The organism is Streptomyces sp. Ag109_G2-15 (assembly GCF_900215565.1).
GTDB lineage: Bacteria > Actinomycetota > Actinomycetes > Streptomycetales > Streptomycetaceae > Streptomyces > Streptomyces diastatochromogenes.
Genome location: NZ_OCNI01000001.1, coordinates 4428639 through 4447668, shown reverse-complemented (window position 1 = coordinate 4447668; position 19030 = coordinate 4428639). Strand labels below are relative to the sequence as shown.

Here is a 19030-nt window from a genome sequence, read left to right as displayed (position 1 = left end):
GTCCGTCCGGTGACCTTTTCGTGACCTTGACCGCCCCACCGGAGCGGACCGCGCAGCACCATGGAGGTACCTGCCGTGTCCTTGCCCGTCGTCCTACAGGCCGCCGGTGCGACGCCGTCCCCGTCTCCGTCGGGGTCGACGGCCCCGGCCGTACCGACGCTTCAGGACGCCCAGGAGAGCGCGACGAACGCGGCGAGCTGGGTGGAGCAGAACTGGTCGACCTGGCTCGCGATGGGCCTGCAGATCCTGCTGATCCTGGTCGTGGCGTTCGTGCTCAGAGCGGCGGTGCGGCGGGCGATCACCAAACTGATAGACCGGATGAACCGGACCGTGGAGTCGGTGGACGGCACCGCGCTGGGCGGACTGCTGGTCAACGCCGAGCGGCGCCGGCAGCGCTCGCAGGCGATCGGCTCGGTGCTGCGCTCGGTGGCGAGCTTCCTGATCCTCGGCACGGCCGCGCTGATGGTGCTGTCCACCTTCAAGATCAACCTGGCCCCGCTGCTGGCCTCGGCCGGTGTGGCCGGTGTGGCGATCGGTTTCGGTGCCCGGAACCTGGTCACGGACTTCCTCTCCGGCGTGTTCATGATCCTGGAGGACCAGTACGGCGTCGGTGACGTGGTCGACGCGGGCGTGGCCTCCGGCGAGGTGATCGAGGTCGGGCTGCGGGTGACCAAGCTGCGCGGCGACAACGGCGAGATCTGGTACGTCCGCAACGGCGAGGTCAAGCGGATCGGCAACCTCTCCCAGGGCTGGGCGACCGCCGGGGTCGACGTGACCGTACGGGCGAGCGAGGACCTGGACCGGGTGAAGGCCACGCTGGACGAGGTCGCCGAGCAGATGACCAAGGAAGAGCCCTGGAACGAGCTGCTGTGGGGGCCGATCGAGGTGCTAGGCCTGGACAGCGTGCTGATCGACTCCATGGTGGTCCGGGTCTCGGCCAAGACCATGCCGGGCAAGGCGGTGGCCGTGGAACGCGAGCTGCGCTGGCGCATCAAGCGGGCGTTCGACGCGGCCAGCATCCGCATCGTGGGCGGGGCGACGGCCACGGAGGACACCGAGGACACCCCCGACCCGACGGCCTCGGTGGCGGCACCCTCGGTCTACTCCAACACCGCGTCCCCGCAGTCGGAGGCGGCGACGCCGATCACTCCGCAGCAGCGGTCGGCGCCGAAGTAGCTCCGCAGGCCAGGCGGTAGCCCTCGCGGACCCAGGCGTCCTTGCCGGGGCGCTTCCCGCATCGCAGGAGCGCACTGCCGTCGCCGTCCCAGGTGGTCACGCTGCCGTACAGGTCGGTGTCACGGCCGGGACAGGTGACGGTGAAGTTCGCCTGTACGACGTGGACCCCGTCGGCCTCGACGAAACGGCCCTGGACTCCGCGGAGGTCGACCGTGACCAGGTCCTGCTTCCGGTTCACGGTCGTCCGGCCGGGCTTGCCCAGCATGGACACGTCCACGCTGAGGCGGTCGGCGAGCGAGGCCAGCACGCGCCGGTCCGAGACGCTCGGCGCGCTGGTCTCCACGCTCGCCGTCACCGTGCGCACGTGGACGGCCGGGAACTCGAAGTGCGCGTATTTCCTGGCCCTGACGTCGCTCTTGCCGACCGTCACCACCGGGGAGACCTCGGTGAGCCGCCATTCCGTCGCGGTCGTACGCCAGTGGATGGCCCCGGAGCGGCAGGAAGGGGCGGACGCGGAGGGGGTCGCACGGGCGACCGGCTTCTCCTGCGCCGTACACGCCACCGCGCCCAGCAGCAGCACCGCCGCCGCGATGTGACGCTGTTTCATTCCGCCCCCACCATCCTCACCATCTGACACAGCGCCACGAACGCACTCGCCCTGCGCACCCCCTGCATGCTCGTCAGCCCCTCCCCCGCCCGGATCCGCACCCGGGCCTCGCCCGAGGGCTCGAACGTCACCGAACCGGCGACGGACTGCCGGCCGCGGAACGGACGCCAGCGGAACTCCAGTCGCTCCTCCCCGCCCATCACGGCGAACGCCCGCTCGGACGTGTCCAGCAGGGCCCTCAGTCGCGCTGGCGGTCCGGCGGGGAAGGTGCGTTCCTGTGTCTCCGCGAGGGCCGCCACGGTGACCGGGATCCCGGTGCCCCGGGCACGTCGTATCAGGGCCCCGTGCACATGGAGGGCGCCGAGGAGAGCCGGCACCGCCCACACGAGCGGTACGGGGAGGAGATCGCCGAGCGTCGGCCAGGCGAAGCCGTCGTTGGAGGCCTCGACCAGGGCCATGATCACCATCAACGGCACAAAGCTCGCGAACGTGCTCAGCCAGAGCCTCAGCACCAGTCTTCCATCGGGCACGAATCGTGAATCTAAGCCCTCTGACCAGCGCAAACCAGATCCGTGATGGACTCGTGACGCACCCGGGGATTCAGATCGTCTTCACAGGAACCCCCCGTTCCCTCCGCATCGGGTGATCGTCTAGGGTCACCTCCACAACGGGCCCTTGTTCTGGAGCGCGACGCCGCCCGGGGGCCCGCTCCGAATGTGGGGAAACATGAGAAAGCTCGCCATAGGCACGGCCCTGTCCGGCGCCTTGGCCCTCGCCGGCCTCGCCGCACCCGCGGCCTCCGCGGCCGGCACGCCCGACCTGACCTTCGCCGGCGTGACCGTGAACAACGGCAAGCCGATCGTCGTCGGCATCAGCAAGGCCGTGACCGTGCCGGTGTCCTACACCCTGACCCGCCCCAAGGACCTGGTCATCGACCAGAAGAAGACGTTCCAGGCGGTGATCCTCTACCGCGGCACCCTGCGGACCATGCCCAACGAGGTGGACCCGGAGGCGGCGCCGGACTGCACGCCCACCGCCACGACGGACACCACGGTCACCGAGAGCTGCACCGAGACGATCGTCGTGGACCCGGGGGACTCCCTGTTCGAGGCCGCGGACGCCACCACCTGGAAGGCCGCGGGTCTGTACGCCCACGCCGACGGCACCGTCTCGGACGACTACCTGCACAACGAGACCGACGTGTCCATCTGGGGCAACCTCGCCTCGGTGAACGTGCAGCGCGCCGCCAAGGTGACCGTGAACGCCTCCCCGGAGCCCGCGGCCAAGGGCAAGACGCTCACCGTCAAGGGCAAGCTGACCCGGGCGAACTGGGAGAGCCTGAAGTACACGGGCTACCAGGGCCGGACGGTCCTGCTCCAGTTCAAGGCGGACGGCGGTTCGTACAAGAACGTCAAGGCGATCACCTCCGGCACCGGGGGCGCCCTGTCCACCACGGTGACGGCGACCAAGAGCGGAACGTACCGCTTCGTCTTCACGGGTACGGCCACCACCGCGGCCAAGGCCTCCGCCGGTGACCACGTGACGGTCAGGTAGTCGGGCACCCCGCTTGAAGCGGGCCCGCAGAGCAGGCCCGCACCCCCTTACGGCACGCCCCCGAGGTAACGACTCTGTTGCCTCGGGGGCGTTGTCTATTGACGCCCTCTTCGTCCTGGGCTTACGTTCCTCCCACCCGAATAGGAAAGTTTCCTAACAGTGATCTTCCGGCGCCCCGGTGATCAAGACTGGACGTCATGACCAGGTCACTGGGAAGCTGGGCAGTTGGAAAGGCAGGTGTCGACCCCCATGGCAGGAACCGCCGGTACGCCGGGCACCCCGCGCGTCCTGCGCGCCATGAACGACCGCGCCGCCCTGGATCTCCTGCTGGAGCACGGGCCGCTGTCCCGCACCCGGATCGGCAAGCTCACCGGCCTGTCCAAGCCGACCGCCTCCCAGTTGCTGGCCCGCCTGGAAGCGGCCGGCCTGGTCCGGGTCACCGGTACCAGCGAGGGCCGGCCGGGCCCCAACGCCCAGCTCTACGCGGTCAACCCGACGGCCGCGTACGCCGCCGGGCTCGACGTCACCCCGCACCGCATCCGCGCCGCCGTCGCCGACATCACCGGCCGCACGGTCGGCGAGTACGAACTGCCCACCCCCGGCCGCCGCCCCGCCCACCCGGTCGTCCAGCAGGTCACCGACGCCCTCGACGGCGCCGTGAAGGCCGCCGGGCTGGCCCGGGACGACGTCCACCGGCTGGTCATCGGCACCCCCGGCGCCTTCGACCCGGGCACCGGCCGGCTGCGCTACGCCTCCCACCTGCCCGGCTGGCACTCCCCCACGCTGCTCGACGAACTCGCGGCGGCGCTCCCGATGCCGGTCGAGTACGAGAACGACGTCAACCTCGTCGCCATCGCCGAACAGCGGCTCGGCGCGGCCCAGGGGCACGCGGACTTCGTGCTGCTGTGGAACCAGGAGGGCATGGGCGCCGCCCTGGTCCTCGGCGGCCGGCTGCACCGCGGCTGGACCGGCGGCGCCGGCGAGGTCGGCTTCCTCCCCGTGCCGGGCACCCCCCTGGTGCGCCAGGTGACCAAGGCCAACAGCGGTGGCTACCAGGAGCTGGCCGGCTCCCAGGCCGTACCGAAGCTGGCCCGCGAACTCGGCATCGAGGACGTGCCGTCGGGGCCGTACACCGAGGCCGCCGCGGAACTCCTGGCGCGCGCCGCCGACCATGTGAGCGGACCCCACCGGGAGCTGCTCGCCACCTACGCGACCCGGCTGGCCACCGGTCTCGCCTCGCTCGTCTCCGTCCTCGACCCCGAACTCGTCGTCCTCAGCGGCTCCGCCCTGACGGCCGGCGGCGAGGTGCTGCGCGCCCTCGTCCAGGCCGAGCTGGAGGAGCTGGCGGCGGCCCGCCCCCGGCTCGTCGTCGGCGACGTCCGTGAACACCCCGTGCTGCGCGGCGCGTTGGAGTCCGCGCTCGCGACCACCCGCGACGAGGTCTTCGACACCTCGCACTGAGCCCGCCCCCCTCCGCAGTCCCCCTCTCCTCACCCACCCCTGCCCCGGGAGACCTCGCCATGCCCGAAGTCATGCCCTCAGCCATACCCTCCGTTGCCCGAAAAGCGGCTTTCGCGGTAACCGCCTCCCTCGCCCTGCTCGCCACCGCCTGTACGGGCCAGTCCAACTCCGGCGCCACCGACGACGCCTCCAAGGACACGACGATCAACTTCTGGCACGCGTGGAGCGCGCCGAACGAGGTGAAGGCGGTCAAGGACCTGGTCGCCGGCTTCGAGAAGGCGCACCCCAACATCCACGTGAACATCGTCGGCAACATGACCGACGACAAGATCAACCAGGCGCTGCGCTCCGGCGGCGACCGGGCCCCGGACGTGATCTCCTCCTTCACCACCAACAACGTGGGCAAGTTCTGCTCCTCGGGCGCGCTGGTGGACCTCAACCCCTTCTTCAAGAAGTCGGGGATCGACCCGGAGACGACCTTCCCGAAGCCGATGAACGAGTACACCCAGTTCGACGGCAACCGCTGCGCGGTGCCGCTGCTGGGCGACGCGTACGGCCTCTACTACAACAGGACGGCGTTCAAGAAGGCGGGCATCACGGCCCCGCCGAAGACGTGGTCCGAATTCGAGGCCGACGCCAAGAAGCTGACGATCCCGCAGGGCGACGGTTACCGGCAGCTGGGCTTCATGCCGGACTACCACGGCTGGGAGTCCACGACCGAGCACTACTTCGGGCAGTTCTCGCCGACGTACTTCGACAAGGCCGGCAAGTCCAACGTGGCCAAGGACCCGGCGTTCGAGAAGGGCTTCACCCTCCAGAAGCGGCTGGTCGACGAACTCGGCGGCTTCCAGAAGCTGGAGAAGTTCCGGGCCACGCTGGGTGACGAGTGGGGCCCCAAGCACCCCTTCCACACCGGTCAGGTCGCCATGCAGCTGGACGGCGAGTGGCGGCTCGGGATGGCGCTCGACACCAAGCCGAAGTTCGACATCGGCGTGGCCCCGCTGCCCGTCCCGGACGACCAGGCCGACCAGTACGGCAAGGGCTACATCACCGGCACCATCGCGGGCATCGCGGCCACCAGCCACAAGCAGAACGCGGCCTGGGAACTGGTGAAGTACATGACCACGAACACGGACGCGGTGGTCGGCTTCGCCAACGGCATCCACAACGTGCCCTCCACGCTCGCCGCGCTGAAGTCCCCGAAGCTGAAGTACGACCCCCGGTTCAAGACCTTCCTGGACATCGCCGCGAACCGGAACTCCACCACCACTCCCGCCTCGATCAACGGCGGTGTGTACCTGGTGACGATCCAGCAGTTCGGCTACGACTACGAGAGCGGCAAGGTCACCGATCTGAAGGCCGGCCTGAAGAAGACGGCCGCCCAGATCGACACCGACATCGCGCAGGCGAAGTAGCCATGAGCACCATCACCCTGGCGTCGAAGCAGCGGAAACAAGCACTGCGTACGGCCGCCTTCATGTCGCCCTGGCTGATCGGCTTCGCGGTCTTCTTCGCGTACCCGCTGATCTCGACGGTCTACTTCTCGTTCATGCACTACGACGGCTTCGAGCCGCCGACGTGGAGCGGGACGAAGAACTGGACGTACGTCTTCGAGCACTACCCGCTCTTCTGGCCCGCCCTGCGCAACACGCTGTGGCTGGTCGTCGTGGTGGTGACCCTCCGGGTCCTCTTCGGGCTCGGCGTCGGCCTGCTCATCACCAAGATCAAGACGGGGACGGGTGTCTTCCGCACCCTGTTCTATCTGCCGTACCTGGCCCCGCCGGTCGCCGCGACCATGGCCTTCGCCTTCCTGCTCAACCCCGGTACGGGCCCGGTCAACTCGCTCCTGGAGAAGACCGGCATCCCGGCGCCGGGCTGGTTCAACGACCCGGCCTGGTCCAAGCCGGCCCTGACCCTGCTCTTCCTGTGGGGCGTCGGCGACCTGATGGTCATCTTCATGGCCGCGCTGCTCGACGTGCCGGCGGAGCAGTACGAGGCCGCCGAGCTGGACGGCGCGTCCGCGTGGCAGCGCTTCCGGTACGTCACGCTGCCGAACATCTCCCCGATCGTGATGTTCGCCGTGGTCACCGGCGTGATCCAGACCATGCAGTGCTACACCCAGCCCCTGATCGCGGGGAAGGTCGCCTCGGGTGTGATCCAGGGCGCGGGCACCCAGTTCGAGCCCGGCTACCCGGACAAGTCCACGCTCACCCTCCCGCAGCTCGTCTACAACCTCGGTTTCCAGCGCTTCGACTACGGCTCCGCGTGTGTCGTCGCCCTGGTCCTCTTCGTCCTGTCGATGGCGTTCACCGCGTTCCTGATGCGGCGCCGGGGCGGTCTCATCCAGGCAGGTGACTGACCATGACCCAAGTACTGGACCAGCCGGTGAAGCCGACGGCGCAGGTGTCCGGGGCGGAGCGCACCGCCCGCCGCAGGGCCCTGCTGGAGTGGATCGCGATCCACTCCCTCGGCGTCGCCGCCGCGCTGTTCTTCACGCTCCCCTTCGTGTTCGTGTTCCTGACCTCGCTGATGAGCGACACCCAGGCCCTGAGCCGCGACCTGATCCCGCACACCTGGGAGTGGGGCAACTACAAGAAGGTCTTCGACACACCCGGCTTCCTGACCTGGTGGAAGAACACGCTGATCTACGCCGGCCTCGGCACCGTCCTGACCGTGGTGTCGTCCATCCCGGTGGCGTACGCGCTCGCCAAGTTCCGCTTCCGGGGCCGCAACCTGTCACTCATGCTGGTGATCTCGATGATGATGCTGCCTCCGCAGGTGATCATCATCCCGATGTACCTGTTCTGGGCGAAGCAGCTGGACCTGTCGGGCACGCTGTGGCCGCTGGTCATCCCGCTGGCGTTCGGGGACGCGTTCTCCATCTTCCTGCTGCGCCAGTTCCTGATGACGATCCCGAACGAGTACGTCGACGCGGCGAAGGTGGACGGCTGCGGCGACCTGCGCACCCTGCTGCGGGTGGTCCTGCCGATGGCGAAGCCGGGCATCGCCGCCGTCGCCCTCTTCCAGTTCTTCAACGCCTGGAACGACTACTTCGGCCCCCAGATCTACGCCTCGGAGAACCCCGGCGCCTGGACCCTCTCCTACGGCCTGGAGTCCTTCAAGGGCGCGCACCACACCGACTGGAACCTGACCATGGCCGCGACCGTGCTGGTCATGGCCCCCGTGATCCTCGTGTTCTTCTTCGCCCAGAAGGCGTTCGTGGAAGGCGTCACGCTCACCGGAGTGAAGGGTTAACCAAGCATGAAACTCACCGTGGTCGGCGGAGGCTCGACCTACACCCCCGAACTCATCGACGGCTTCGCGCGCCTCAGGGACACCCTGCCCATCGAGGAACTGGTGCTCGTGGACCCGGCCGCCGAACGCCTGGAACTGGTGGGCGGCCTGGCCCGCCGGATCTTCGCCAGGCAGGCGCACCCCGGCCGGATCGTCACCACGTCCGACCTGGACGCGGGAGTCGACGGCGCCGACGCCGTACTGCTCCAGCTCCGTGTCGGCGGCCAGGCAGCCCGCGAGCAGGACGAGACCTGGCCGCTGGAGTGCGGCTGCATCGGCCAGGAGACGACCGGCGCGGGCGGCCTCGCCAAGGCGCTGCGCACGGTCCCGGTCGTCCTCGACATCGCCGAACGGGTCCGCCGTACGAACCCGCTCGCGTGGATCATCGACTTCACCAACCCGGTCGGCATCGTCACCCGCGCCCTGCTCCAGGCGGGCCACCGTGCGGTGGGCCTGTGCAACGTGGCGATCGGTCTCCAGCGCAAGTTCGCGGCGCTGCTGGGCACCGACCCGAAGGACGTCCACCTGGACCACGTGGGCCTGAACCACCTCACCTGGGAGACGGGGGTGCGCCTCGGCGGCCCCGAGGGCGCCAACGTCCTGCCCAAGCTCCTGGCCGAACACGGCGACACCATCGCCGACCACCTGCGCCTGCCCCGCCCCCTCCTGGACCGCCTGAGCGTGGTCCCCTCGTACTACCTGCGCTACTACTACGCCCACGACGAGGTCGTACGAGAACTGCGCACCAAGCCCTCCCGGGCGGCCGAAGTCGCCGCGATGGAACGCGAGTTGCTGACGATGTACGGCGACCCGTCCCTGGACGAGAAGCCGGTGCTGCTGGCCAAGCGGGGCGGCGCCTTCTACTCGGAGGCGGCGGTGGACCTGGCGGCGGCCCTGCTGGGCGGCACGGGCAGCCCGTACCAGGTGGTGAACACGCTCAACAAGGGCACGCTGCCCTTCCTGCCGGACGACGCGGTGATCGAGGTGCAGGCGGCGGTCGGCCCGACCGGCCCCACCCCCCTCCCCGTCCCGGACCTGGACCCGCTGTACGCGGGCCTGGTGGCGAACGTGACGACGTACGAGGACCTGGCCCTGGAGGCGGCGCTGCGCGGCGGCCGGGACCGCGTCTTCCGGGCGCTGCTGGCCCACCCCCTGATCGGCCAGTACGAGTACGCCGACACCCTCACCGACCGACTGATCGCGCACAACCGGGAGCACCTGGCGTGGGCCTGACCTCGACCGTCCTCGCTATCGACGCGGGCAACAGCAAGACCGACGTGGCCGTGGTGACCGGCGAGGGGGAGGTCCTGGCCACGGCCCGCGGCGGCGGCTTCCGCCCGCCGGCGGTGGGCGTGGAGGCGGCGATGGACGCCCTGGCCGACCCGGTCGGGCGGGCCCTGTCGGACGCGGGCCTGTCCGCCGCCTCGCACGTCTCCGCCTGCCTGGCCAACGCCGATCTGCCGGTCGAGGAGGAGCAGTTGGCCGGCGCGCTGCACGCGCGCGCGTGGGGCGCGTCGGTGGAGGTCCGCAACGACACCTTCGCGATCCTGCGGGCGGGCGTGGCCGAGCCCCGGGGCGTGGCCGTGGTGTGCGGCGCGGGCATCAACTGCGTCGGCATGCGCCTTGACGGCCGCACCGCCCGCTTCCCGGCGATCGGCCGCATCTCCGGCGACTGGGGCGGCGGTTGGGGCCTTGCCGAGGAGGCCCTCTGGTACGCGGCCCGCGCGGAGGACGGCCGCGGCGAGCCGACGGAGCTGGTCCGCACGCTCCCGGCCCACTTCGGTCTCCGCTCCATGTACGCGCTGATCGAGGCCTTGCACCTGGAGCACGTCGAGCACGGCCGCCGCCACGAACTGACCCCGGTCCTCTTCGAGACGGCCGCACAGGGCGACCCGGTCGCCCGCTCGATCGTGCACCGCCTCGCGGAGGAGGTCGCGACGATGGCCACGGTCGCCCTGACCCGCCTCGACCTCCTCGCCGAGGAGACCCCGGTCCTCCTGGGCGGCAGCGTCCTGACCGCCGGCCACGCCCAACTCGACGACACCCTGCGCGACCTGCTGTCCTCCCGGGCCCCCAAGGCCGACGCCCGGGTGGTGACGGCCAGCCCGGTCCTGGGCGCGGTGTTGCTGGGCCTGGACCGGCTGGGGGCGCAGGCGGAGGCGCGGGAGCGGGCCCGGGCCTACTGGGAGAAGAGGGAGGACTGAGCGCCGGGCGCGCGTTCCCGTTGCTCGGCGACGGCGGACCCGACGGTCTTTTCGAGGAGCGTGAACGACTTGGGCGCACCGCCCGGCTGCGCCTTGCCCGCCTTGTGGCCGACGGCCTGGTAGCCGGCGTTCAGGTAGTACCTGTTCAGGCGCTCGTTGCCGGCCAGGCAGTCCAGGCGCACCAACGCCCGCCCCGCCGCGGCCACACGACGCTCCGCGGCCTGCAGAAGCGGTCGCCCCGTCCCGGGCGGGGCACTGCCGCGGTCCACCATCAGCCGGTAGACGTAACCGGCCACCGGCGGCTGCGGCCCCCAGGCGTCCTCGTCCTCCCACCACAGCTCCCAGGCCCCGGCCAGGCGGCCGTCGGCCTCGGCGAGCCAGACCTCGCCACTGGCCAGGATCCGGCGGAAGTGGCTCTCGTCCAGCTCGCCGGGCCGCCACTGGGCATCAACTGCCCCGGATCGCAAGCGCGTCTACTCGTCCTCGCCGTCACCGCCGTCACCGCCGTCACCGCTGTCCGCATAGAGGCAGAAGGGATGCCCGGCCGGGTCGAGCAGGACCCTGACGTTGTCCTGGGGCTGGTGGTCGGCCTCGCGGGCGCCGAGGTGCAGGGCGTGTGCCACCGCGGCTCCCAGGTCCGTCACCTCGAAGTCGAGGTGCATGGTGATGCGTTGCGCGCCCTCACGGGCGGGCCAGACCGGGGGGACGTAGTCGTCCGCGCGCTGGATGGCGAGGTAGGCCACGCCCTCCGGTGGGGTGAGGGCCGCTTCGTCGGCGTCCTCCTTGGCGATCTCCCAGCCGAGGAGTTCCGAGTAGAAGCGGGCGAGCGCGTGCGGGTCGGGGGCTTCGAGGACCACGCCCCACCAGTCGTGGCGTGCCATGCGGGGAGTGCCGGGGTCGTGACGGGGTCGTCCGTGCATGTCGGCGAAGGGTACAAGGGAACCGATCCGACGCACCCGGCGTGTTCATCGGCAGGGGGTGGTGCGGAAGGCTCCCCGCGCCGTCATTCCGTAGGTTGCGCTGCGATCCGATCAAGATCGAGTGAAGGCTGGTGCGGATGTCAGTCCGGGCGGTGATACTTGGCGGCGAACGGATGACCATGGGGGAGGTCAAGTGACACACCCGCCGAAGAGCAGCGCGGCGCCACCACAGGTGGGCTCCGCCCTGCCCACCGTCCCCCCTCAGCCCGGCGCACCCGCACGGCCGGGCCCGCCTCCGGCCCCCCGCCGTACCGCCTTCGCCGAGGGTGTCGAGCGGGTGCGGGCCGCCGCGACCACCGAGCCCGGGCGGCTGCGGATCATCGGCGCCGTCCTCGCGCTGCTCGTCGTCGCATTCGGTGCGGTCACCGCCTGGCAGACCTCCGAGCGCGCGGCCGCCGCCGACGACGTGCTGCACCGCAGCCAGCCGCTCAGTGCCGGCGCGGCCGGCATCTACCGCTCGCTGGCCGACGCCAACACGGCCGCATCCAGCGGGTTCCTGGCCGGCGGGCAGGAGACCGCGGACTCGCGAGACCGGTACGAGAAGGACATCCGTGCGGCCGCCGAAGGGCTCGTCACGGCCGCCGCCAACGCCGAGCCGGGCTCCCCCTCCGAGGCGACCGTCGCCAAGCTGAACCAGCTGCTGCCCGAGTACAAGGGGCTCATCGAGCGCGCCCGGACCTACAACCGCCAGGGATACCCGGTCGGCGGCGCGTATCTGCGGTACGCCAACGAGAAGATGCAGAAGGAGATGCTCCCGGCGGCGGAGGATCTCTACACGAAGGAGAACCAGCGGCTCGACGCCGACTACGGGGACGCGACGCCGTACCCCTGGGCGGCGATAGCGCTCGGCGTGCTCGCCCTGACCGCGCTCGGCTGGGCCCAGCACCGTACGTACCGGCGCACCAACCGGGTCCTCAACCACGGACTCGTTGCCGCCACCGCCGCCACCGGTGTGGTGCTGCTGTGGCTGGTCGTCGGGCACACCGTCGCACGCTCGGGCCTCGACGGCTCCTACGACCACGGCATCCGCTCGCTGAAGGTCCTGCACGACGCGCGGATCGCCTCCCTGAAGGCGCGCGGCAACGAGAACCTGAGCCTGGTGGCGCGCGGCGCCGAGACGGTGACGGTCGGCGAACAGACGTACGACGCGTACTACTACGACTTCGACAAGGACATGACCGTGCTCGGCAAGGGCCTCACCGAGGCCGACCGGCTCGCCGACGACCAGGCGGGCACCAAGCCGGTCAAGGCGGCCGAGGGCAACATGGCGGTGTGGAAGAAGCGTCACACCTCCGCCCGTACCGAGGACGAGAACGGCAACTACCAGCAGGCGCTGGACATGGTGATCGGCGGCAAGGGCGCGACCGGCGAGTGCTTCGACAGTGTCGACAGCAACCTCGCCCGGGCCATCGACCACGAGCAGACCGAGTTCCAGCAGGCCGCGGGTGACGGACTGGACGCGATGACCGGGCTGTCCGTGGGTGCCGCCGTACTGGCGGTCCTCGGCGCCGCGGGCGCGGTCGCCGGCATCGGGCGCAGGCTTTCGGAGTACCGGTGACAGGGGGCAGGACGATGTACGCAGCACGTGCACGGGCCTCCCTGCGGGGCTGGGGCGGAGTCGGCGCGATGGCGGTGCTGTGCGCCCTGGCGCTGGCGTTCGTCCTGCTGCTGCCGCGGACCCAGGAGTCCCCCCCGGTCGGGCACACCGCCGGCCCGGGAGTGGCGGAGGCCACCCAGGCCCGGGCCGCGGACTGCAAGGACTCCGAGGCGCAGAAGCAGACGCTGTCGCCGTCCGGCGCCGACGGGCCGACGATCGACGCCATCAAGTCCCGTGCGGGCGCCAAGCGCAAGCTGGTCGTCGGCGTCGACCAGAACAGCTACCACTGGGGCTACCGCAACCCGAACACCGAGGGCGCGGAGCTGGAGGGCTTCGACATCGACCTGGTGCACCGGATCGCCGCGGACATCCTCGGCGACCCGGACGCGGTGCAGTTCAAGGCGATACCGACCAGCCAGCGCATCCCCGCCATCCAGGACGGCCGGGTCGACATGGTCGTGCGCACGATGACCATCAACTGCCAGCGGCTCGGCGAAGTCGCCTTCTCCGCGCCCTACTTCAAGACCGGACAGCAGGTGCTCGCGCCCAAGTCGTCGGCCATCACCGGGTACGACGACACGCTCGCGCACAAGAAGATCTGCACGGCGTCCGGTTCCACCGCCTACCTCAAGCTGAAGGCGGACCGGGACAAGGGCACCCTGCCCGCCTCCACCGACATCTCCACCACCGTCCCCAACCAGCTCGACTGCCTGGTCCGTTTGCAGCTCGGTGAGGTCGACGCCGTCGTCACCGACGGCGCGCTCGCCGCGAGCCAGGCCGCCCAGGACCCGACGGTCGAACTGAAGGGCAAGGCGTTCACCACCGAGTACTACGGCGTGGCGATGAAGAAGGACGCCACCGATCTGGTACGCCGGGTCAATCGCATCCTGGTCGGCTACCGAGCGAACGGCTGGCAGGCGTCGTACGACAGATGGCTGTCGGCCACACTGGGCAAGGACTCGGGACCGTCCAAGCCGCCGGCCCCGGAGTATCTGCGCACGAGCTGACTTCCACCCACCAACGACCCAGGCCAACCACACAGCAGCGAGAGGTGATCGATGGGCGTCACGGACCCCGCCGGGCCGGTGATGGACCGGGACGAGGTGGACCGTGCGCTGGCGCGGCTCGGCGCGGAGCACGAGGCGATCGAGACCTCGCTGCTCGCCCTCCAGGACCACGCGGGCCGCAGACTCCTCGAAGGCGCCGAACTGACCGGCGTCACCAGGGAACGCTGGGCGGCCACGGAGGCGTCGATCACCCTGCTGTGGGCGTACTTCGACGCCTACACGGCCGCGCTGCGCTCCGCCCGGGAGATCCGCTCCCGGCGCCGCTGGTCCAGCCGCGAGGACCTGGTGGAGCTGACAGAACTGCTGCGCGGCGAGGGCGTCACGGTCCCGGGCGGCACCGGCAAGCTCAGCGAGAGCTTCTCGCTGGGCACCCTGGTCGACCGGATGAACGAGCTGTACGCGTCCTCGCTGGACCTGGTGGTCACCGCCGACGCGGTCTGGTCGGCGCTGCCCGCCCGGATCGATTTACTCGCCGCGGAACTCCAGCGCACCCGCAAACTCGCGCACTCCGTCGGCGTACGCCCCGGCGAGCACCCGGCCGGCGACGACCTGGAGCGCATCACCCGCACGCTGACCAAGCTGCGCGAGGACGTGGTCTCGGACCCGCTCGCCTTCTGGGTGCCGGCGGAGGGCAGTTCGGCGCCCGGCGGCGGCCGCCCGGACACCACGGTGTACGACCGTGAGGCGCGCGCCCTGGAGGACGTACGGCGCGAGATCGACGCCGTGCTGACGGTCCGCCAGGATGCCGAGGCGCGGCTGATCCGGCTGCGGGACGTGCTCTCCCGCGCGGACCGCACCCTCGCCGAGGCGCGCACCGCGCGCGGTGAGGTGCTCGCCAAGATCGCCGCGACCGAGGTGCCCGTCGTCAGCGGGCCGCCGACCGCGCTGCAGGAACAGCTGGCGACCGCGGCCGAGTACCGGCGGCAGGCGCAGTGGCACCGGCTCTCCCCGCTCCTGGAGTCCCTGGAACAGAAGGCCGAGGACGAACTGCTGCGGGCCCGTGAGTCGTTGACGGCGGTCACCGCGCCGCTCGCGGTCCGCGCCGAGCTGCGCGGCCGCCTGGACGCGTACAAGGCGAAGGTCGCCCGGCACGGGCTGGCCGAGGACCCGCTGCTGATGGAGCGGTACGACGCCGCCCGGCGCATGCTGTGGAGCGCGCCCTGCGACCTGCGGGTGGCCGAACAGGCCGTGCTGCGCTACCAGCAGGCGGCGGCCGAACAGTTCGGCGCACCGCGCGTGCCCGAGCAGCACGGGCCCGAGGACCGGAAGGGGGAGCACGCGTGAGCCAGGCACAGCAGAGCTGTCAGCGGCCGGGCTGCGAGGGGACGTACGAGGACGTCGGCGGCGGTGAGCTGTACTGCGACACCTGTGGCCTCGCCCCCGTCGTCTCGTCGAGCGGCATGGTCGGCTCGCCGCCCACCGGGATCACCAGCGGCGGCAAGGGCTCGGCGAGCAGCGGCAGTTCCCGCAGCGCGCGTACGTCGTCGCAGTCGTCCCGGTCGCGGCGCTCGGTGTCCGGGCGGCTCTCGCGCTCCCTGTCGGGCAAGTCCACCGGCCGCTCGGTGTCCGTGCGCAGCTCCGGCTCCGCCTCGGGCACCTCCACGCGGGGGCGGCTGGGCGCAGGGCTTGTCTCGGTGCCGCAGGTGCCGCGTCCCGACCCGCGCGCGATGGTGCTGGAGAACCCGGAGGTGCCCGAGCGGAAGCGGTTCTGCTCGCGGTCCGACTGCGGGGCTCCCGTCGGCCGGGCGCGCGGTGACCGGCCGGGGCGCACGGAGGGGTTCTGCACCAAGTGCGGGCACCCGTACTCGTTCGTGCCGAAGCTGAAGGCCGGGGACGTCGTGCACGGCCAGTACGAGGTCGCGGGCTGCCTCGCGCACGGCGGCCTGGGCTGGATCTACCTCGCCGTGGACCGGGCCGTGTCCGACCGGTGGGTGGTGCTCAAGGGCCTGCTGGACACCGGCGACCAGGACGCGATGGAGGCCGCGATCTCCGAGCGGCGGTTCCTCGCGGAGATCGAGCACGCCAACATCGTGCGGATCTACAACTTCGTCGAGCACCTCGACCAGCGCACCGGCTCCCTCGACGGCTACATCGTCATGGAGTACGTCGGCGGCAAGTCGCTGAAGGAGATCGCCAACGCCCGCCGCACACCGGACGGCCGGCGCGATCCGCTGCCGGTGGAGCAGGCCTGCGCGTACGGCATCGAGGCGCTTGAGGCGCTCGGCCATCTGCACAGCCGCAATCTGCTGTACTGCGACTTCAAGGTCGACAACGCCATCCAGACCGAGGACCAGCTCAAGCTGATCGACATGGGCGCGGTGCGCCGGATGGACGACGACGAGTCGGCGATCTACGGCACGGTGGGCTACCAGGCGCCCGAGGTCGCCGAGGTCGGCCCGTCGGTGGCGAGCGACCTGTACACGGTGGGCCGTACCCTCGCGGTGCTCACCTTCGACTTCCAGGGCTACACGAACGTCTTCGTGGACTCCCTGCCCGACCCGGACCACATCGAGGTCTTCCGCCGCTACGAGTCCTTCTACCGGCTCCTGGTCCGCGCCACCGACCCCGACCCGGCCCGCCGGTTCGCCTCCGCGCAGGAGATGGCCGAGCAGCTGACCGGGGTCCTGCGCGAGGTCGTCTCGCTGCAGACGGGGCAGGCCCGGCCCGCGCTGTCGACGCTGCTGGGGCCCGAAGTGAAGGTCACGGACGCGGAGTTGTTCCCCAAGCTGGACGGGGACGTGTCACGGCTCGGGGCGCGGCAGGTGCGCAGCGCCCATCCCGTCCCCGCGCTGCCCCCGGCAGCGATCGTCAAGCCGGTCGACACCCCCGCCGCCGCCCTCGCCCTGCCCGTCCCGCTGGTCGACCCGGGCGACCCCAACGCCGGTTTCCTGGCGGGCCTGATGGCGTCCGCGCCGGCCGAACTGATCAGCGCGCTGGACGCGGCACCGGTGGCGACCGTCGAGACCCGGCTGCGGCAGGTCCGGGCCCGGCTGGAAAGCGGCGACCACCAGGCCGCGCTGATGGCGCTGGCCAAGCTGGACGAGGAACGGCCCGACGACTGGCGGGTGGTGTGGTACCGGGGCGTGGCCGCCCTGGTCACCGGTGACTTCGAGGGCGCGGCACTCTCCTTCGACGCGATCTACGACGCCTTCCCCGGCGAGGCCGCGCCCAAGCTGGCGCTCGGCCTGTGCGCGGAGGTGCTCGGCCAGCTGGACAACGCGGCCGAGTACTACGGCCTGGTGTGGGCGACCGACCCGAGCTTCGTCAGCGCGGCCTTCGGGCTGGCCCGGGTGCAGCTCGCGGCCGGGGACCGGCGCGGTGCCGTACGGACCCTGGAGTCGGTGCCGGAGTCCTCCATCCACTACACGGCAGCCCGGGTCGCCGCGGTCCGGGCCCGGCTCAGACAACGCACGGCGACCGCCGCCGACGTACCGTTCCTGGACGACCTGACGGCCGCCGCCGGGCAGGTCGAGGCGCTGGACGCGTACGGTCTGGATCCGGCCCGGCGCGAGCAGTTGTCGGCCGAAGTCCTCGGCAGCGCGCTGGACTGGATACTCTCCACAGGCGAGGGCACCGCCCAACCCGCCGTCGGCGGACGGGTGCTGCTCGGCAGCGGTCTGGACGAGCGGGGCCTCCGCTTCGGACTGGAGCGCGCGTACCGCACGCTGGCCCGGCTGGCGACCGGCGGCCAGGAGAGGATCGAACTGGTGGAACGGGCCAACCGTTACCGCCCCCGGACGTGGGTGTAGTTGATGTCGCAGATGCCCCAGCAGGCCGCACTGTCGAAGTGCCCGAGCTGCACGGAGCCGCTCGAGTCGGGTGACCTTTTCTGCGGCGCGTGCGGATACGACCTCTCCGTCGTGCCCGTGCCGCCGCAGGACCATCCGACGCTCACCATGACCGGCTCCCCCGCGCCCGGGGACGGCGTGGACTGGCCCGCCCCCGAGCCGGCCGGCTCCGGCAGCACCCCGGGCGAGGTGCATCTGCCGGCCGATCTGCCCGGCACCGACTCGGGCGGCAAGTCCCTGCACGCCCAGGAGCCGGCCGCGCCCGGCGTCCGCTTCGACCGGCCCCCGGAGCCCGACGAGTACCCGCTGCAGGCCCCGGACCCGCGCGCGGCGGCCCCCGCCGTGCCGGAGGAGCCCCAGCCGGTCTGTGTGGCCTGCCGGGCGGGCCGGGTGGACAGCGACGGCTACTGCGAGAACTGCGGGCACGCCCAGCCCCGCGAACGCGACCACATGGAGCGGGAGTCGGGCCCGGTCGCCGCGGTCAGCGACCGCGGCCTGCGCCACCACCGCAACGAGGACGCCTTCACCGTCGACCACACCGCGCTGCCCGACGGCTCGCCCGCCACCCTGGCGATCGTCTGCGACGGCGTGTCCTCGGCGACCCGCCCCGACGAGGCCTCCGCGGCCGCCGCGCAGGCTGCCGGTGACACCCTGCTGGCCGCCCTGCCGCGCGGCACCCACCCGCAGCAGGCGATGCACGAGGCGATCGTGGCCGCCGCCCAGGCCGTCAACGCGCTCGCCGAGGAGCCCGCTTCGGCCCGCGAGCACGCCCCGCACCAGAACGCCCCGGCCTGCACCATCGTCGGCGCGGTCGTCACCTCCGGGCTGCTGGTGGTCGGCTGGGTCGGCGACAGCCGCGCCTACTGGGTGCCGGCCGACCGCGGCGCGCCCGCGGCCCGGCTGACCGAGGACGACTCCTGGGCGGCGCAGATGGTCGCGGCCGGCCTGATGAACGAGGCGGAGGCGTACGCCGACGAGCGCGCCCACGCGATCACCGGCTGGCTCGGCGCGGACGCCTACGAACTTGAGCCGCACACCGCCTCCTTCAAGCCGGACCGGCCCGGTGTCGTGGTGGTGTGCACCGACGGCCTGTGGAACTACGCGGAGACGGCCGAGGAGATGTCCGAGGTGGTCCCGGCCGACGCGGCCGAGCGGCCGCTGCACAGCGCCCGGGTTCTGGTCGGCCACGCCCTGGACGGCGGGGGCCACGACAACGTAACAGTGGCCGTCGTGCCGTTCCCCGCGCCGCCGCAGGGGGCAGGATCGGCCTGAGGCCGTAGAAAACGGGGAAGCCTCGACGGA

Annotated in this window: 17 protein-coding genes; 13 read left to right on the top strand and 4 right to left on the bottom strand. The window is 71.4% G+C overall.

The annotated features are described in order from the left end of the window. Positions 1–75 precede the first annotated feature (75 nt). A complete protein-coding gene (locus CRP49_RS19965) occupies positions 76–1176 on the top strand; it encodes a mechanosensitive ion channel family protein (RefSeq protein WP_257033444.1) in 1101 nt (366 codons plus the stop codon). Here the strand turns inward: CRP49_RS19965 and CRP49_RS19960 are convergent. Beyond that, positions 1145–1783 (bottom strand): hypothetical protein, encoded by a 639-nt coding sequence (locus tag CRP49_RS19960; protein WP_097254597.1) that lies wholly within the window; start codon positions 1781–1783, stop codon positions 1145–1147. The two genes, CRP49_RS19965 and CRP49_RS19960, sit on opposite strands and share 32 nt — an antisense overlap. Further along, positions 1780–2313 (bottom strand): hypothetical protein, encoded by a 534-nt coding sequence (locus tag CRP49_RS19955; protein WP_097254596.1) that lies wholly within the window; start codon positions 2311–2313, stop codon positions 1780–1782. The genes CRP49_RS19960 and CRP49_RS19955 overlap by 4 nt, the downstream gene beginning before the upstream one ends. A gap of 196 nt (positions 2314–2509) precedes the next feature. On the opposite strand from CRP49_RS19955, the gene CRP49_RS19950 reads away from it, so the two are divergent. The 7 genes from CRP49_RS19950 to CRP49_RS19920 all read left to right on the top strand — a co-directional run bounded on the left by CRP49_RS19950 (position 2510) and on the right by CRP49_RS19920 (position 10296). Then, a complete protein-coding gene (locus CRP49_RS19950) occupies positions 2510–3337 on the top strand; it encodes a hypothetical protein (RefSeq protein ID WP_097254595.1) in 828 nt (275 codons plus the stop codon). A 249-nt stretch (positions 3338–3586) separates the two neighbouring features. Further along, positions 3587–4798: an ROK family transcriptional regulator gene (locus tag CRP49_RS19945; RefSeq protein WP_097254594.1), complete on the top strand. Its 1212-nt coding sequence runs from the start codon at positions 3587–3589 to the stop codon at positions 4796–4798. A 71-nt stretch (positions 4799–4869) separates the two neighbouring features. After that, a complete protein-coding gene (locus CRP49_RS19940; protein ID WP_257033443.1) occupies positions 4870–6213 on the top strand; it encodes an ABC transporter substrate-binding protein in 1344 nt (447 codons plus the stop codon). 2 nt (positions 6214–6215) lie between these two features. Next, positions 6216–7157, top strand: a complete 942-nt coding sequence (locus CRP49_RS19935; protein ID WP_097254592.1) for a carbohydrate ABC transporter permease — start codon at positions 6216–6218, stop codon at positions 7155–7157. Between the two features lie 2 nt (positions 7158–7159). Further along, entirely contained in the window at positions 7160–8053 is an 894-nt protein-coding gene (locus CRP49_RS19930) for a carbohydrate ABC transporter permease (RefSeq protein ID WP_097254591.1), read from the top strand. Positions 8054–8059: 6 nt separating this feature from the next. Further along, positions 8060–9325 carry a 6-phospho-beta-glucosidase gene (locus CRP49_RS19925; RefSeq protein ID WP_097254590.1) on the top strand — a complete coding sequence of 422 codons (1266 nt, stop codon included), beginning with the start codon at positions 8060–8062 and terminating at the stop codon, positions 9323–9325. Beyond that, a complete protein-coding gene (locus CRP49_RS19920) occupies positions 9316–10296 on the top strand; it encodes an N-acetylglucosamine kinase (protein WP_097254589.1) in 981 nt (326 codons plus the stop codon). The genes CRP49_RS19925 and CRP49_RS19920 overlap by 10 nt, the downstream gene beginning before the upstream one ends. On the opposite strand, the gene CRP49_RS19915 is transcribed toward CRP49_RS19920, so the two are convergent. Beyond that, positions 10272–10763, bottom strand: a complete 492-nt coding sequence (locus CRP49_RS19915; protein ID WP_097254588.1) for a GNAT family N-acetyltransferase — start codon at positions 10761–10763, stop codon at positions 10272–10274. The genes CRP49_RS19920 and CRP49_RS19915 overlap by 25 nt on opposite strands. A gap of 6 nt (positions 10764–10769) precedes the next feature. Beyond that, positions 10770–11216, bottom strand: coding sequence for a VOC family protein (locus CRP49_RS19910; protein ID WP_097257453.1), 447 nt, complete (start codon positions 11214–11216; stop codon positions 10770–10772). Positions 11217–11409: 193 nt separating this feature from the next. On the opposite strand from CRP49_RS19910, the gene CRP49_RS19905 reads away from it, so the two are divergent. Genes CRP49_RS19905 through CRP49_RS19885 form a run of 5 tightly spaced genes read left to right on the top strand, consistent with a single transcriptional unit; the run spans position 11410 to position 19000 of the window. Then, positions 11410–12834 carry a hypothetical protein gene (locus tag CRP49_RS19905; RefSeq protein WP_373560358.1) on the top strand — a complete coding sequence of 475 codons (1425 nt, stop codon included), beginning with the start codon at positions 11410–11412 and terminating at the stop codon, positions 12832–12834. 14 nt (positions 12835–12848) lie between these two features. After that, the gene (locus tag CRP49_RS19900) at positions 12849–13880 is read left to right on the top strand and encodes a glutamate ABC transporter substrate-binding protein (protein ID WP_097254587.1); all 1032 of its coding nucleotides are present in this window, start codon (positions 12849–12851) and stop codon (positions 13878–13880) included. A gap of 51 nt (positions 13881–13931) precedes the next feature. Next, a complete protein-coding gene (locus CRP49_RS19895) occupies positions 13932–15224 on the top strand; it encodes a hypothetical protein (protein WP_097254586.1) in 1293 nt (430 codons plus the stop codon). Then, complete coding sequence (locus CRP49_RS19890; protein WP_097254585.1) at positions 15221–17689, top strand: serine/threonine-protein kinase; 2469 nt, start codon at positions 15221–15223, stop codon at positions 17687–17689. The genes CRP49_RS19895 and CRP49_RS19890 overlap by 4 nt, the downstream gene beginning before the upstream one ends. 3 nt (positions 17690–17692) lie before the next feature. After that, positions 17693–19000, top strand: a complete 1308-nt coding sequence (locus CRP49_RS19885; protein ID WP_097254584.1) for a PP2C family serine/threonine-protein phosphatase — start codon at positions 17693–17695, stop codon at positions 18998–19000. The last annotated feature ends 30 nt before the right edge of the window (positions 19001–19030 follow it).